Here is an 18,695-nt window from a genome sequence, read left to right on the forward strand (position 1 = left end):
TTGAAAAAATCGTCCGCTTCGCGTTTCGGCAAGAAGACTTCGCAAGCCCTCGGCGCCCGCACGCTGACGTCGCGCCTCTTCCTCCAGGCTCTGGAACCTCGCGTCTTGCTGGACGCCGCGGTTGCCAAGACCGCGCAGGAGGCGGCGCATGCCGTCCCCGATGCACCGCCCGCGGCCGAGACCCAGGAGCACGCGCAGCTGATCGCCGCCCTGGGCGCGGTGGAACAGCACAAGGCCGCGCCGGCCGAGCCGCTGGCCGAGCGTAGCGAGGTCTACTTCATCGATCGCTCGGTGGAACAGCCGGAGGTGCTGGCCAAAGCGCTGCCCGCCGGAGCCGAGGTGCACTTCATCGAGCCCGGTGTGGACGGCTTGCGCTTCATTGCCGACACGCTGAACGGCCGCCACGACGTGGACGCCGTCCATATCCTTAGCCACGGCGAAGCGGGAACCCTGCAACTGGGCACGGCGACGCTGACGCTGGAATCCATGCAGGGCGAATATCGCGCGGAGCTGATGCAGATCGGCTCGGCCTTGAGCGCCGACGCCGACGTGCTGCTTTACGGTTGCGACTTCGGCAAGGGTGACCTGGGCGCGGCGGCGGTGCAAACGCTGGGCGTGATTACGGGTGCGGATGTGGCCGCCTCCACGGACTACACCGGCGCGGTGTCGCTGGGTGGCGATTGGACGCTGGAACGCACCAGCGGTTCGATCGAAGCCCTGGCCGTCTCGGCGCAGGACTGGAACCACGTGCTGTTGCCCCCGGTGTTGGACCCGTTGCAGAACCTGGTCTACACCGGCTCGGAAGACTCCGGCGCGCCCGTCGGCGCGGTGGGCGTCACCGTTTCGACCTACACGGTGGGCCTGACCGACCTGGATCCGGGGGCGGTCAAGGGCATCGCGGTGATCGGCACCACGACGACAAACGGCACGTGGTGGTATTCGGTGGACGGCGGCGCCAACTGGGCGTCGGTGGGCACCGTCAGCACGACTAGCGCGCTGCTGCTGGCCGACACGCCGAACTCGCGGCTTTACTACCAGCCCAACCTTAATTTCAACGGCAGCGCGGGCAACGCGCTGACGCTGCGCGGCTGGGATCAGACGGCGGGCACGGTGGGCACCAAGGTGAACCCCACCACGATTTCCGGCGCGGTGTCGACCGCCTCGGACACGGTGGCGGTGTCGGTCACGGCCGTCAATGACGCGCCCGTCCTCAACGCGGCCACGCGTACCTTGTCGGCCATCAGCGAAGACTTGAACGCGAACGTGCCCGCGCCCGTGCCGACCGGCGCGGTGGGCTCATCCGTCAACAACTTCATCGGCTCGACCTCGGATGTCGATGCCAGCCCCTTGACGGGCGTCGCCATCGTGGGCGCTGACACGGCCAACGGCACGTGGTGGTATTCGGCCAACAACGGCACAAACTGGACCCAGATGGGCACCGTGTCCGATAGCAGCGCGGTGCTGCTTGTCAACAGCGGCAACTCGCGCGTTTACTTCCGCCCCAACGCCGACTACAACGGCACGGCCACGCTGACGATCCGCGCCTGGGACCAGACCAGCGGCACCAATGGTGCAACCGCCGACGCCAGCGTCAACGGCGGCATCACGGCTTTCTCGTCCGCCACCAGCGCGGTCAGCATCACGGTCAATGCCGTCACCGATATCTCGGCGGACAACGTCACCACCGCCGAAGATACGGCGGTGACCATCAACGTATTGGCCAACGACACCTTCGAGAACAGCGGCCGCGTGGTCACTGCCATCAACGGCAGCGCCATCACCGCGGGCGGCCCCGCGGTCAGCGTCACCAATGGATCGGTGGTGTTGAATGTGGACGGCACGATAACGTTCACGCCGGCCGCCGACTTTCCCGGCACGGCCGGGTCGACCAATGCTGTCTTCACCTATACGGTGACGTCCGGCGGCGTGTCGGAGACGGCCAACGTTACGGTCAACGTGACGCAGGTGCAGGACGCGCCGCGTGTCGATCTGGACGGCTCGGTGGCGGGTTCGAACTACAGCACCACCTACGACCAGACCAAGGTCGCGATCGGCAAACTGGTGTCGGTGACCGACCCCGAGAACAACGACCTGGCGTCCATGACGATCACCTTGTCGGGCGCCACGGCGGCAGACAGCCTGGCGCTGGGCGGCACCGTACCCAACATCACGGCCAGCTACAACAGCGTCACGGGCGTACTGACGTTGACGGGCAACACCACGCTGGCCAACTACCAGAGCGCGCTCGGCCTGGTCTATTACACGACCACGTCCGGCTCCACGGCCACGCGTACCATCTCGGTACAAGCCATCTCCGGCACCGCGCCCACCGCGTCCAATGTGGCGGTGGCCACCATTACGCCCATCGACACCGATAGCGATGGCGTGGCCAACGCGGCCGACCTGGACGATGACAACGACGGCATCCTGGACGCGGAAGAATCCAAGAACATCCCTGTTTCGCTCGTAGACGGTTCCATGGAAGGCGCCTTGGGCATTGCGGGAACCGAGGCAACCGGACTGAACGGTGACATCACCGGCACCGGCTTTACGGTTACCGACCCCACGCCCGACACCTGGAAGGGTCCCTTCTCTTTGTTGGGATCGGGCTTTGGTGGCCCGGGCGCGTTGAATGGCGTGCCGGGCGCGGCGCAAGGTCAGGTGTTCATGGCCCTGTATAGCGGCATCGTGGAAGAAGCCGCGCAAATAGCGGTTCCGGTTTCGGCGGGCATCCAGGTGGGTGACGTGGTACGTGTCACGTTCCAGGAGATTTTTGGCGGCGTCAACGGTGTTACCGACGCCAACCTGCAAGCCTATTTTGTTCTTACCATCGACGGGGTCGCCTACAACGCCGACACGCTGGTGTACGCCGGCAACGTTGTCAAGACCTGGTCGACTGGCGTCATCACGTTCATTGCCACGACGAACGCGCCCGTCATCGAATTCTCGATCATCCGGCCGTTTGGGGGCGACGGCGCGTACTTCGGCCTGGACGATGTCCAGGTCTACAAGATGAGCGCGCTGATCGCCGCGCAGGATCGCGACGGCGACGGCCTGGTTGATCGGCTGGACCTGGACAGTGACAACGACGGCATCGCCGATAACGTTGAAGCGCAAAGCACGGCAGGCTACAAGCCGCCCAGCGGCCAGGGCCTGAGCATGGTCGACGTGGACCACGACGGCCTGGACGACCGCTACGACGCCGACACGACCAGCGCCAACAAGACCACGGCCGCTGCCAGCCTGGGCCTGACACCGGTGGACTCCGACGGCGACGGCACCACCGACGTCTACGACGCGGACAGCGACAACGACGGCACAGCCGACGTGGCCGAGCGTGGCGACGGCCAACCCACGTCCGTCACCAGCACCATCGACACCGACCAGGACGGCCTGCTGGACATCTTCGAACACGGCACCGTCAACGACGGCTTTGCCGTGCAGGACGGCAACGTCATCACCAGCGGCAGCGGCCTGACCGCCACCGTCACCGGCTTCACCCTGGCCGATAGCGACGGGGACATCCTGGCCAACGGCAGCAACGCCCAGGCCCTGAGCGCCGACCTTAACTGGCGTGACAACTTCGTCGGCATCGCGCCGCCCGTGGCGCAAGCGGATTCCGCGACCGCCGTGGAAGACACGCTGCTGTCAGTCTCGGCGGCGGCGGGTCTGCTGGCCAACGACACCTTCAACCGCAACGGCAGCGTCACCGCCGCCAGCTATGACAGCAACGCCGATGGCACGCCGGACACGACGATCACGCTGGGCGTCGCGACGACGCTGGTGCGCAACGGCGTTCCCACGGGCACGCTGACGCTGAACGCGGACGGCTCCTATACCTTCACCTCGGCCTCCAACTACGACGGCCTGGTGCCGCTGGTGCGCTACACCATCACCACGCCGGGCGGCAGTTCCAACGCCGATCTGTCGCTGGCCATTACGCCGGTGAACGACGCGCCTGTGCTGGCGGATACGAGCCTGACCGTGGTGGGCGTCATGCCGACCAACGGCGCGCCGAGCAACCAGGTGGGCATCCTGGTGTCGGACCTGGTGGGCGGCGTCACGGACGCCGACACCGGCGCGGTCAAGGGCGTTGCCGTGACGGCCATCAACAGTTCCGGCACGCTGTACTACTCGTTGGATAACGGTGCCAACTGGACGCAGGTCACGACGTTGACCGAAGGCACGGCCCGCCTGCTGGCGGCCGATGGCGCGACGCGCCTGTACTTCCGGCCCAACTCGGGGGTCTTGGGCAATGTGGCCAATGCGCTGACCATCCGTGCCTGGGACCGCACCAGCGGCACCAATGGCGCCACGGGCGACGCGACGGTCAACGGTGGCTCGACCGCATTCTCGGCCGCGACGGACACCATTGCGATGCGCGCAAACACCGCACCGGTGCTCGATACGTCGCCGGACCTGCTGTACACGGGCCTGGAAGACGCGCCGGTGCCTACCGGCGCGGTGGGCGTGCTGGTTTCCCAATTCACGGTCGGCTTGACCGATGCGGATGCGGGCGCGCTCAAGGGCGTTGCGATCATCAGCATCACGGGCACGCACGGCGATTGGTGGTATTCGCTGGATGGCGGCGCCACGTGGGCCGCGATGGGCGCCGTGTCGGGGACCAACGCGCTGTTGTTGCCCGACAACCCCAATGCACGGATTTACTACGTGCCAGATGCCGGCTTTTCGGGCGATGCGACCATCGAAATGACGTTGCGCGGATGGGACCAAAGTTCCGGCACGGCCGGCACCAAAGTCAATATCGGCTCGTCAAATGCGTTCTCAAGCGCCAGTGACTCCGTCAGGGTCTTCATCACGGACGTCAACGATGCGCCGGTGCTGAACGCGGCCACTCGCACGCTGACGACCATCAACGAAGACCTGAACGCCAGCGTGCCCGCGCCCGTGCCCACCGGCGCGGTCGGTTCGTCGGTCAACAACTTCATCGGCTCGACCTCGGACGCCGACAGTGGCGCGCTGAGCGGCGTGGCGATCATTGGCGCCGACACGACCAATGGCACCTGGTGGTATTCGATCAACAACGGCACGAACTGGACGCAGATGAGCGCGGTGTCCAACAGCAGCGCCTTGCTGCTGGCCAACAGCGGCAATTCGCGCGTGTACTTCCGCCCCAACGCGGATTACAACGGCACCGCCACGCTGACGATCCGCGCCTGGGACCAGACCAGTGGCACCAATGGCGGCACCGCCGACACCAGCGTCAACGGCGACGCCACCGCCTTCTCCGTCGCGACAAGTTCGGTGGGGCTGACCATTACCGCCGTTGCCGATATCGCGGCGGACACAGCCACCACCGCCGAAGACACGGCAATCACCATCAACGTGCTGGCCAACGATACCTTCGAGAACAGCGGCCGTATCGTCTCTGCCATCAACGGCACCCCGATCACCGTGGGCGGCGCGGCAGTGGCCGTCACCAACGGCTCGGTGGTATTGAACGCCGACGGCACGCTGACCTTCACGCCCGCCGCCGACTATCCCGGCACCGCGGCCTCGGGCAACGTCGTGTTCTCGTATACGGTCACGTCCGGAGCGGTGACCGAGACCGCGAACGTCACGGTCACCGTGACGCAGGTGCAGGATGCGCCGCGCGTGGACCTGAACGGCGCGACGGCAGGTTCCAACCACTCCGCCACGTACGACCAAACCGCCGTCGCCATCGGCAACCTGGTGTCGGTCACCGACCCCGAGGGCAATAACCTGGCATCAATGACGATTACCTTGTCAGGCGCCACGGCGGCCGACACCCTGGCGCTGGGCAGCGCCGTGGCCGGCATCACGGCCAGCTACAACAGCGGCACTGGCGTGCTCACGTTAAGCGGCAACACGACGCTGGCCAATTACCAGACCGCGCTGGGTCTGGTCACGTTCACCACCACGTCCGGCTCGACCGCCGCGCGCACCATCTCGGTACAAGCCACGTCGGTCGCGGCGCCCACCGCGTCCAACGTGGCGGTCGCCACCATCACGCCGCTGGATACCGACGGCGATGGCGTGGCGAACGTGGCCGACATCGACGACGACAACGACGGCATCCTGGACATCAACGAAACCAACAGCACCGACTCGGACGGCATCGTCGACCGCCTGGATCTGGATAGCGACAACGACGGCATTACCGACAATGTGGAAGCCCAGAGCACGGCGGCCTACAAGCCGCCCAGCGGCCAGGGCTTGTCCATGGTGGACGTGGACCAGGACGGCCTGGACGACCGCTACGATGCCGATACCACCAGCGCCAGCAAAAAGACCGCGGCGGCCAGCCAGGGGTTGACGCCGGTAAACACGGACGGCGACAGCCTGGCCGACTATCGGGATACCGATAGCGACAACGACGGCACGGCCGACGTGGCCGAGCGCGGCGACGGTCAGCCCACTTCGGTGACCAGCACCACCGACACCGACCAGGATGGCTTGCTGGACATCTTTGAACACGGCACCGTCAACGACGGATTCGCAGTGCAGGACGGCATCGTCAACACCAGCGGTTCGGGTCTGACGACCACCGTCGTGTCATTCAACCTGTCCGATACCGACTTGGATACGGCGGTCAACGGCAGCAACGCCGTGCCGCTGACGCGCAACTTCGACTGGCGCGACAGCGTCAACGCACCCGTCATCGACCTGAATTCGACGGTGGGCGCGGCAGACGGCACGCTGACGTACAGCGGCACCCAAACGGGCGCCGGCGCCGCCGTGAACGTCGCAACGGCCACGGCCGACGTCACGGATTTTGGCGACAACGACATCCAGCAGCTGGCCATCACCGTGTCGGGCGTGCAGGACGGCGCCAACGAGGTCATCACCTTGGGCGGCGCCAGCTTCGCGCTGAACGCCTCGTCGTCGAACACGGTGACCGTCAACAGCGTGGCATTGCTGGTCAACTACACCGTGGCCGGCGGCTTCGTCATTACACGCAACGGCGGCGGCGTCATCGCCGACACCGTGCTGGACACCCTGGTGCGCGGCGCGACCTACCGCGACACCTTGTTGTCGGCCACGGCCGGTGCGCGTGTGCTGAACTTCACCGTGACCGACACCGGCGGTTCCGTGTCGGCCACGGCGGTGTCGACCATCGTGGTCACGCCGGGCAACCGCCCGCCCGTGCCCGCCGACCCGGCTATCTTGGGCCAGACCTTCAACGCGGCCACCGGCAACTACGCCGTCAGCGCCACGGAAGACACGGCCTTCACCGGGCGCGTGTCCGCCACCGACCCGGACAACGACACCCTGGCCTATGCGGTGTCGACGCAACCGGTCCACGGCCTGGTCATCATCAACACCTCGACGGGCGTGTACACGTACACCCCGGGCGTGGACTACAACGGCAGCGACAGTTTCGTGGTGACGGTGTCGGACGGCCACGGCGGCACCGTGCAATCCACGGTGACCCTGACCGTGGCGGCGGTGGCAGACATCGCCAACGACACGGTCACGACCAATGAGGACACCTCGGTCAACATCGCCGTCAACGCCAACGATTCCTTCGAGAACGCCACGCACGCCATCACCGCCATCAATGGCGGCGCGGTCGTCGTCGGTACGCCGGTGGCGGTCAGCAACGGCTTCGTGACGCTGAAGGCGGATGGCACCCTGGACTTCGCGCCTGCCGCCAACTACAACGGCGCCACCAGCTTCACCTATACGGTGACATCGGGCGGCGTCACGGAAACGGCAACGGTGAACGTCACTGTGACGGCGGTCAATGACGTCCCGGTTTTGGTCGACCCGGCGGTAGCGGGTCAGGTGTTCAACGCCGCCACCGGCGGCTACGCGGTCAGCACCCTGGAAGACGCGGCGGTAAGCGGTCGGGTTGCGGCAACCGACGTGGACGGCGATACGTTGGCCTACTCGGTGTCGACGCAGCCCACGCATGGCGTGGTGACCATCAACGCGACGACGGGCGCCTACACCTACACGCCCATCGGGGACTACAACGGCAGCGACAGCTTCGTGGTGAGCGTCAACGATGGCAACGGCGGCCTGGTGCAAAGCACCGTTTCGGTAACGGTATCGGCGGTGGTGGATATTGCCAGCGACACGGTCACTACCGACGAAGACACGGCCATCAATATTGCCGTGCTGGCCAACGACTCGTTCGAAGGTTCCAGCCCCGCCATCACCGCCATCGACGGCACCTCCGCCGTGGTGGGCACGCCGATCAGTGTCGCCAACGGATCAGTGACCTTGCTGGCCAATGGCACCTTGAACTTCCTGCCGTCGGGCAACTACAACGGCACCACCAGTTTCACCTACACGGTCACCTCCGGCGGCGTGACCGAGACTGCCACGGTGACGGTCAACGTTACCCCGGTCAACGATCCCCCGGTGCTGCTGGATCCGCGTGTCGGCAACCAGGCGTACGACCCGGTGACGGGCAACTACCAGAACTCCACGCAGGAAGACACGGCTATCATCGGCCAGATCTCCGCACTGGACACCGACGGCAACCCGGTGACTTACACCGTCAGCACGACGCCCGCTCATGGCGCGGTGGTCATCAACGCCACGTCGGGCTCGTATACGTATACGCCAACGGCCGACTTCTACGGCACCGACAGTTTTGTCGTGACGGTGTCGGACGGTTTTGGCGGCGTCTTGCAGACGACGGTCACCATGACGGTGTCGGCGGTGGTGGATATCGCGGCCGACACGGTCACGACCAATGAAGACACGACGGTGAACATCGCCGTCAATGCGAATGACAGCTTTGAAAACGCCGGTCACGCCATCACGGCGATCAACGGCAGCGCGGTTGTGGTCGGTACGCCGATTGCGGTGAGCAATGGCTCGGTGACGCTCAAGGCCGACGGCACTTTGGACTTTGCGCCAGCTGCCAACTACAACGGTTCCACCAGCTTCACTTACACAGTGAGCTCCGGCGGCGCCACTGAGACGGCAACGGTATCCGTGACAGTGACCCCTGTGGCGGACGCACCGATGACGGCGGACCCCGCCGTTGCGGGCCAAACCTTTGACCCGGCAACAGGCAACTACGCCACCAGCACCGTGGAAGACACGGCCGTCATTGGCCGGGTCCTGGCAGTGGACGGCGACGGAGACACGCTGGCCTACAGCGTGGGCACGGCGCCCGCGCATGGCTCGGTCACCGTCAACGCCACGACGGGCGCGTACACGTACACGCCGACGGCGGACTACTACGGCAGCGATAGCTTCGTGGTGTCGATCTCGGACGGCACGGGCAACGTCACGTTGTCCACCGTCAGCGTCACGGTGTCGGCCGTGGTGGATATCGCGGGCGACACGGTAACGACCAACGAAGACACCACGGTCAACATCGCCGTCAACGCGAATGACACGTTTGAAAATGCCGGCCATGCCATCACGGCGATCAACGGCAGCGCGGTCGTGGTGGGGACGCCGACTGCGGTGAGCAACGGCTCGGTGACCTTGAAGGCCGACGGCACCTTGGACTTTGCGCCGACGGCCAACTACAACGGATCGACCAGCTTCACGTACACCGTGACTTCTGGTGGCGTTACGGAAACGGCGACGGTTTCTGTCAGCGTCACCGCTGTGGCGGATGCGCCGATGACGGTGGACCCGGCCGTTCTGGGTCAAACCTTCGATCCGGCTACCGGCAACTACGCGACCAGCACCACCGAGGACACGGCCGTCATTGGCCGGGTGTCGGCAGTGGATGGCGACGGAGACACGCTGGCCTACAGCGTGGGCACGGCGCCCGCGCATGGCTCGGTCACCGTCAATGCCACGACGGGCGCGTATACGTACACGCCGACGGCGGACTACTACGGCAGCGACAGCTTCGTCGTCGCGATCTCTGATGGCACGGGCAACGTCAGCTTGTCGACGGTCAGCGTCACGGTCTCGGCGGTGGTGGATATCGCGGGCGACACGGTCACGACCAATGAAGACACGACGGTGAACATCGCCGTCAATGCCAACGACAGCTTTGAAAACGCAGGCCATGCCATTACCGCGATCAACGGCAGCGCGGTTGTGGTCGGTACGCCGATTGCGGTGAGCAATGGCTCGGTGACCTTGAAGGCCGACGGCACCTTGGACTTCGCGCCGACGGCAAACTACAACGGCTCGACCAGCTTCACGTACACGGTGACCTCCGGAGGGGCGACCGAGACGGCAACGGTCACTGTCACGGTCACCGCTGTCGCGGATGCGCCGATGACGGTGGACCCCGCCGTTCCGGGCCAGACCTTCGACCCAGCAACAGGCAACTACGCGACCAGCACGAACGAGGACACGGCCGTTATTGGCCGCGTATCGGCCGTCGACGGCGACGGCGACACGCTGAGCTACAGCGTGGGCACGGCGCCCGCGCACGGATCGGTCACCGTCAACGCCACGACGGGTGCCTACACGTACACGCCGACGGCGGACTACTACGGCGCCGACAGCTTCGTGGTGTCGATCTCGGACGGCACGGGCAACGTCAGCCTGTCGACGGTAAGCGTCACGGTGTCGGCGGTGGTGGACATTGCCAACGACACCATCACCACCAACGAGGACACGACCGTAAACATCGCGGTCAACATGAACGACACCTTCGAGAACGCCGGCCATGCCATCACGGCGATCAACGGCAGCGCGGTCATGGTCGGTACGCCGATTGCGGTGAGCAACGGCTCGGTGACGCTCAAGGCCGACGGAACTCTGGACTTTGCGCCAGCTGCCAACTACAACGGTTCCACCAGCTTCACGTACACCGTGACCTCCGGCGGCGCCACTGAGACGGCAACGGTTTCCGTGACAGTGACCCCTGTGGCGGACGCGCCGATGACGGCGGACCCCGCCGTTGCGGGCCAAACCTTTGACCCGGCAACAGGCAACTACGCCACCAGCACCACTGAAGATTCTGCTGTCACCGGCCAGGTCCTGGCGGTGGATGGCGACGGAGACACGCTGGCCTACAGCGTAGGCACGGCGCCCGCGCACGGATCGGTCACCGTCAATGCCACGACAGGCGCCTACACGTACACGCCGACGGCGGACTACTACGGCAGCGACAGCTTCGTCGTCGCGATCTCGGACGGCACGGGCAACGTCACGTTGTCCACCGTCAGCGTCACGGTGTCGGCCGTGGTGGATATCGCGGGCGACACGGTCACGACCAATGAAGACACCACGGTCAACATCGCCGTCAACGCGAATGACACGTTTGAAAACGCCGGCCACGCCATTACGGCGATCAACGGCAGCGCGGTCGTGGTCGGTACGCCGATTGCGGTGAGCAACGGCTCGGTGACGTTGAAGGCAGACGGCACCTTGGACTTTGCGCCAGCCGCGAACTACAACGGCTCGACCAGCTTCACCTATACGGTGACCTCGGGCGGGGCAACCGAAACGGCAACGGTCACTGTCACGGTCACCGCTGTTGCGGATGCGCCAATGACGGTGGACCCCGCCGTTCCGGGTCAAACCTTCGACCCGGCGACCGGCAATTACGCGACCAGCACCACGGAAGACACGGCCGTCACCGGCCAGGTCTCGGCCATCGACGGCGATGGCGATACGCTGACCTACAGCGTGTCGACCACCGCCGCACACGGCACGGTGACAGTGAATCCGGCAACGGGCGTCTACACCTACACGCCGACGGCGGACTACTACGGCAGCGACAGCTTCGTCATCGGCATCAGCGATGGCACGGGCAACGTCAGCCTGTCCACCGTCAGCGTCACGGTGTCGGCGGTGGTGGACATTGCCAACGACACGATCACCACCAACGAAGACACGACGGTGAACATCGCCGTCAACGCCAACGACAGCTTCGAAAACGCAGGCCATGCCATCACAGCCATCAACGGCAGCGCGGTTGTGGTCGGTACGCCGGTCCTGGTCGGCAATGGTTCGGTGACCTTGAAGGCCGACGGCACCTTGGACTTCGCCCCGGCCGCGAACTACAACGGCTCGACCAGCTTCACGTATACCGTGACCTCGGGCGGGGCAACCGAAACCGCAACGGTCACTGTCACGGTCACCGCTGTCGCGGATGCTCCGATGACGGTGGACCCCGCCGTTCCGGGTCAAACCTTCGACCCGGCGACGGGCAACTACGCCACTAGCACCAACGAGGATACGGCCGTCATCGGCCGGGTCTCGGCAGTGGATGGAGACGGCGACACGCTGAGCTACAGCGTGGGCACGGCGCCCGCGCATGGATCGGTGACGGTGAATGCCACGACGGGAGCCTACACCTACACGCCAACGGCGGACTACTACGGCGCCGACAGCTTCGTGGTGGCCATCTCGGACGGCACGGGCAACCTCAGCCTGTCTACCGTCAGTGTCACGGTGTCGGCGGTGGTGGATATTGCCAACGACACGGTCACGACCAACGAAGACACGACGGTCAATATCGCCGTCAATACGAACGACAGCTTCGAGAACGCCGGTCACGCCATTACGGCGATCAACGGCAGTGCAATCGTCGTCGGTACGCCGATTGCGGTGAGCAATGGTTCGGTGACGTTGAAATCCGACGGCACTTTGGATTTTGCGCCGACCGCCAACTACAACGGTTCGACCAGCTTCACGTACACCGTGACTTCTGGTGGCGTTACGGAAACGGCGACGGTCACTGTCACGGTCACCGCTGTCGCGGATGCGCCGATGACGGTGGACCCGGCCGTTCCGGGTCAAACCTTCGACCCGGCAACGGGCAACTACGCCACCAGTACGGTGGAAGACACGGCCGTCATTGGCCAGGTCTCGGCGGTGGACGGTGATGGAGACACGCTGGCCTACAGCGTGGGCACGGCGCCCACGCATGGCTCGGTCACCGTCAATGCCACGACGGGCACCTACACGTACACGCCGACGGCGGATTACTACGGCAGCGACAGCTTCGTGGTGGCGATCTCGGACGGCACGGGCAACGTCAGCTTGTCGACGGTCAGCGTCACGGTCTCGGCCGTGGTGGATATCGCCAACGACTCTGTCACGACGAACGAGGACACGACGGTCAATATCGCCGTCAATACGAACGACAGCTTCGAGAACGCGGGCCACGCCATTACAGCGATCAACGGCAGCGCGGTCGTGGTTGGCACGCCGATCCTGGTCAGCAACGGCTCGGTGACCTTGACGGCCGATGGCACCTTGGACTTTGCCCCAGCTGCGAACTACAACGGATCGACAGGCTTCACGTATACGGTGACTTCGGGTGGGGCAACCGAGACGGCAACGGTCACTGTCACGGTCACCGCTGTGGCGGACGCACCGATGACGGTGGACCCGGCCGTTCCGGGTCAAACCTTCGACCCGGCGACGGGCAACTACGCCACTAGCACCACCGAGGACACGGCAGTGATAGGCCAGGTCTCGGCAGTGGACGGCGACGGCGACCCGCTGACGTACAGCGTATCGACCAACGCCGCACACGGCACGGTGATAGTGAATCCGGCAACGGGCGCCTACACCTACACCCCGACCGCCGATTACTACGGCAGCGATAGCTTCGTCATCAGCATCAGCGATGGCACGGGCAACGTCAGCTTGTCCACCGTTAGCGTCACGGTGTCGGCGGTGGTGGACATTGCCAACGACACGGTCACGACAAACGAGGACACGCCTGTCAACATTGCCGTTAATGCGAACGACAGCTTCGAGAACGCCGGCCACGCCATCACAGCCATCAACGGCAGCGCGATCATCGTCGGTACGCCGATAGCGGTGGCCAACGGTTCGGTGACCTTGAAGGCCGACGGCACCTTGGACTTCGCCCCGGCTGCGAACTACAACGGCTCGACCAGCTTTACGTACACGGTCACCTCTGGCGGCGCGACCGAGACGGCAACGGTCACTGTCACGGTTAGCCCCGTGGCGGATGCACCGATGACGGTGGACCCGGCGGTCCCGGGTCAAACCTTCGACCCGGCCACGGGCAACTACGCGACCAGCACTATCGAGGACACCGCTGTGACTGGCCAAGTCTCGGCGGTGGATGGGGACGGCGACACGCTGACGTACAGCGTCTCCGGCGCGGCTGCCCACGGCACGGTAACGGTGAATCCGGCAACGGGCGCCTACACCTACACGCCGACGGCGGACTACTACGGCAGCGACAGCTTCGTCGTCAGCATCAGCGACGGCACGGGCAACGTCAGCCTGTCGACGGTCAGCGTGACGGTGTCGGCGGTGGTGGACATTGCCAACGACACGATCACGACAAGCGAGGACACGACGGTGAACATCGCCGTCAACGCCAACGACACCTTCGAGAACGCCGGCCACGCCATCACGGCAATCAACGGCAGCGCGATCATCGTCGGTACGCCGATAGCGGTGGCCAACGGTTCGGTGACCTTGAAGGCCGATGGCACCTTGGACTTCGCACCTGCGGCGAATTACAACGGCTCGACGAGCTTCACGTATACGGTGACCTCTGGCGGGGCGGTGGAAACGGCAACGGTCAATGTCACGGTCACCGCCGTGGCGGATGCACCGATGACGGTGGACCCGGCCGTTCCGGGTCAAACCTTCGACCCAGCGACGGGCAACTACGCCACTAGCACCACCGAGGACACGGCAGTGATAGGCCAGGTCTCGGCAGTGGACGGCGACGGCGACCCGCTGACGTACAGCGTCTCCGGCGCGGCTGCCCACGGCACGGTAACGGTGAACGCCGCAACCGGTGCCTACACCTACACCCCGACCGCCGATTACTACGGCAGCGACAGCTTCGTCATCGGCATCAGCGATGGCACGGGCAACGTCAGCCTGTCCACGGTCAGTGTCACCGTCTCGGCGGTCGTCGATATCGCCAACGATTCGGTCACGACGAACGAGGACACGACGGTCAACATCGCCGTCAATACGAACGACAGCTTTGAAAACGCCGGCCACGCCATCACGGCGATCAACGGCAGTGCGATCGTGGTCGGCGCGCCGGTCGCAGTCGCCAACGGCACCGTCACGCTGAAAGCCGACGGCACCTTGGACTTCGCACCAGCTGCGAACTACAACGGTTCCACCAGCTTTACGTACACGGTCACCTCCGGAGGCGCAACCGAGACGGCAACGGTCACTGTCACGGTCACCGCTGTTGCGGATGCACCGATGACGGTGGACCCGGCGGTCCCGGGTCAGACCTTCGACCCGGCCACGGGCAACTACGCCACGAGCACTGCCGAGGACACAGCCGTCACCGGCCAGGTTTCGGCAGTGGACGGCGACGGCGACACGCTGACGTACAGCGTGTCGACCACCGCCGCGCACGGCACGGTGACAGTGAATCCGGCAACGGGCGCCTACACCTACACGCCGACGGCGGATTACTACGGCAGCGACAGCTTCGTCATCAGCATCAGCGATGGCACGGGCAACATCAGCCTGTCGACGGTCAGCGTGACGGTGTCGGCGGTGGTGGACATTGCCAACGACACGATCACCACCAACGAAGACACGTCGGTGAATATCGCCGTCAACGCCAACGACAGCTTCGAGAACGCAGGCCACGCCATTACGGCGATCAACGGCAGCGCGGTCGTGGTTGGCACGCCGATAGCGGTGGCCAACGGTTCGGTGACCTTGAAGGCCGACGGCACCTTGGACTTTGCTCCAGCTGCGAACTACAACGGATCGACCAGCTTCACCTACACGGTGACCTCTGGCGGGGCAACCGAGACCGCAACGGTCACTGTCACGGTGACTGCCGTGGCAGATGCCCCGATGATGGTGGATCCTGCTGTTGCGGGTCAAACCTTCGACCCGGCCACGGGCAACTACGCTACCACCACCACGGAGGACACGGCCGTCACCGGTCAGGTCTCGGCGGTGGATGGCGACGGAGACCCGCTGGCCTACAGCGTCGGCACCGCCGCTGCCCATGGCACGGTAACGGTCAATGCCACAACGGGCGCCTACACCTACACGCCGACGGCTGACTATTACGGCAGCGACAGCTTCGTGGTGGCCATCTCGGACGGCACGGGTAATGTCACGCTGACGACGGTTTCTGTGACAGTCTCCGCCGTGGTGGATATTGCCAACGATTCGGTCACGACGAACGAGGACACGACGGTGAACATCGCCGTCAACGCGAACGACAGCTTTGAAAACGCCGGCCACGCCATCACGGCGATCAACGGCAGCGCGGTGGTCGTCGGCGCGCCGATCCTGGTCAGCAACGGCTCGGTGACGTTGAAGGCGGACGGCACTTTGGACTTTGCGCCAGCTGCGAACTACAACGGCTCGACCAGCTTCACCTACACGGTGAATTCTGGCGGGGCAACCGAAACCGCAACGGTCACTGTCACGGTCACCGCCGTGGCGGATGCACCGATGACGGTGGACCCAGCAGTTCCGGGTCAGACCTTCGACCCGGCCACCGGCAACTACGCGACCAGTACCGTCGAAGACACAGCCGTCAACGGCCAAGTCTCGGCCATCGACGGCGACGGCGATCCGCTGACGTACAGCGTATCGACGACCGCCGCGCACGGCACGGTGACTGTCAACGCCGCAACCGGCGCCTACACCTACACGCCGACGGCGGACTACTACGGCAGCGACAGCTTCGTCATCAGCATCAGCGATGGCACGGGCAACGTCAGCCTGTCCACCGTCAGCGTCACGGTGTCGGCGGTGGTGGACATTGCCAACGACACGGTCACGACGAACGAGGACACGACCGTAAACATCGCGGTCAACGCGAACGACACCTTCGAGAACGCCGGCCACGCCATCACGGCGATCAACGGCAGCGCGGTGGTGGTAGGAACACCGATTGCGGTGACCAATGGTTCGGTCACGCTCAAAGCCGACGGCACCTTGGACTTTGCCCCGGCTGCGAACTACAACGGCTCGACCAGCTTCACCTACACGGTGACCTCTGGCGGGGCAACCGAAACCGCAACGGTCACTGTCACGGTCACCGCCGTGGCGGATGCGCCGATGACGGTAGACCCGGCGGTCCCGGGTCAAACCTTCGATCCGGCGACCGGCAACTACGCCACCACCACCACGGAGGACACGGCTGTCACCGGCCAGGTCTCGGCGGTGGACGGCGATGGCGACACGCTGGCCTACAGCGTGGGCACGGCGCCCGCGCATGGCTCAGTCACGGTCAATGCCACGACGGGCGCGTACACCTACACGCCGACGGCGGATTACTACGGCAGCGACAGCTTCGTCGTCAGCATCAGCGATGGCACGGGCAACATCAGCTTGTCGACGGTCAGTGTCACGGTGTCGGCGGTGGTGGATATTGCCAACGACACGGTCACGACGAACGAGGACACGACCGTAAACATCGCGGTCAACGCGAACGACACGTTTGAGAACGCAGGCCATGCCATCACAGCCATCAACGGCAGCGCGGTAGTGGTTGGCACGCCGATCCTGGTCAGCAACGGTTCGGTGACCTTGAAGGCCGATGGCACCTTGGACTTCGCGCCAGCCGCGAACTACAACGGCTCGACCAGCTTCACTTATACGGTGACCTCGGGCGGGGCAACCGAAACCGCAACGGTCACTGTCACGGTCACCGCTGTTGCGGATGCGCCAATGACGGTGGACCCCGCCGTTCCGGGTCAAACCTTCGACCCGGCGACCGGCAATTACGCGACCAGCACCAACGAAGATACGGCCGTGACTGGCCAGGTCTCGGCGGTGGACGGCGATGGCGACACGCTGACCTACAGCGTGGGCACGGCGCCCGCGCACGGCTCAGTCACCGTCAACGCCACGACGGGCGCATATACGTACACGCCAACGGCGGACTACTACGGCGCCGACAGCTTCGTGGTGTCGATCTCGGACGGCACGGGCAACGTCAGCCTGTCTACCGTCAGTGTCACCGTGTCGGCGGTGGTGGACATTGCGGGCGACACGGTCACGACCAACGAAGACACCACGGTCAATATCGTGGTCAACGGCAACGACAGCTTCGAGAACGCGGGTCATGCCATCACAGCCATCAACGGCAGCGCGGTCGTGGTGGGAACGCCGATTGCGGTGAGCAATGGTTCGGTGACGTTGAAGGCCGACGGCACCTTGGACTTTGCGCCGGCCGCCAACTACAACGGCTCGACGAGCTTCACGTATACAGTCACCTCTGGCGGGGCGACCGAGACGGCAACGGTCACTGTCACGGTCACCGCTGTTGCGGATGCACCGATGACGGTGGACCCCGCCGTTCCGGGCCAGACCTTCGACCCGGCGACGGGTAACTACGCCACGAGCACTGCTGAGGACACAGCCGTCACCGGCCAGGTTTCGGCAGTGGACGGCGACGGCGACCCGCTGACGTACAGCGTGTCGACCACCGCCGCGCACGGCACGGTGACAGTGAATCCGGCAACGGGCGCCTACACCTACACGCCGACGGCGGATTACTACGGCAGCGACAGCTTCGTCATCAGCATCGGCGATGGCACGGGCAACGTCAGCCTGTCGACGGTCAGTGTCACTGTCTCGGCGGTCGTCGATATCGCCAACGATTCGGTCACGACGAACGAGGACACGACGGTGAACATTGCCGTCAACGCCAACGACAGCTTTGAAAACGCCGGCCACGCCATCACGGCAATCAACGGCAGCGCGATCATCGTCGGCACGCCGATTGCGGTGGCCAACGGTTCGGTGACCTTGAAGGCCGACGGTACCTTGGACTTCGCACCCGCGGCCAACTACAACGGATCGACCAGCTTCACCTACACGGTGACTTC

At 65.0% G+C, this 18,695-nt stretch carries 1 protein-coding gene (only partly in view); it reads left to right on the forward strand.

Translation table 11 applies throughout. From position 1 onward, the window contains the following. On the forward strand, nt 1–18,695 hold the 5' portion of the coding sequence (locus tag KYT87_RS01330) for a tandem-95 repeat protein (protein WP_219991573.1). The gene runs 10,393 nt beyond the window's last position; 18,695 of the gene's 29,088 nt are visible here — the first part of the coding sequence; it begins with the start codon at nt 1–3; the stop codon falls past the right edge of the window.

This window comes from Achromobacter sp. ES-001 (genome assembly GCF_019448355.1).
Taxonomy (GTDB): domain Bacteria; phylum Pseudomonadota; class Gammaproteobacteria; order Burkholderiales; family Burkholderiaceae_B; genus Achromobacter; species Achromobacter spanius_B.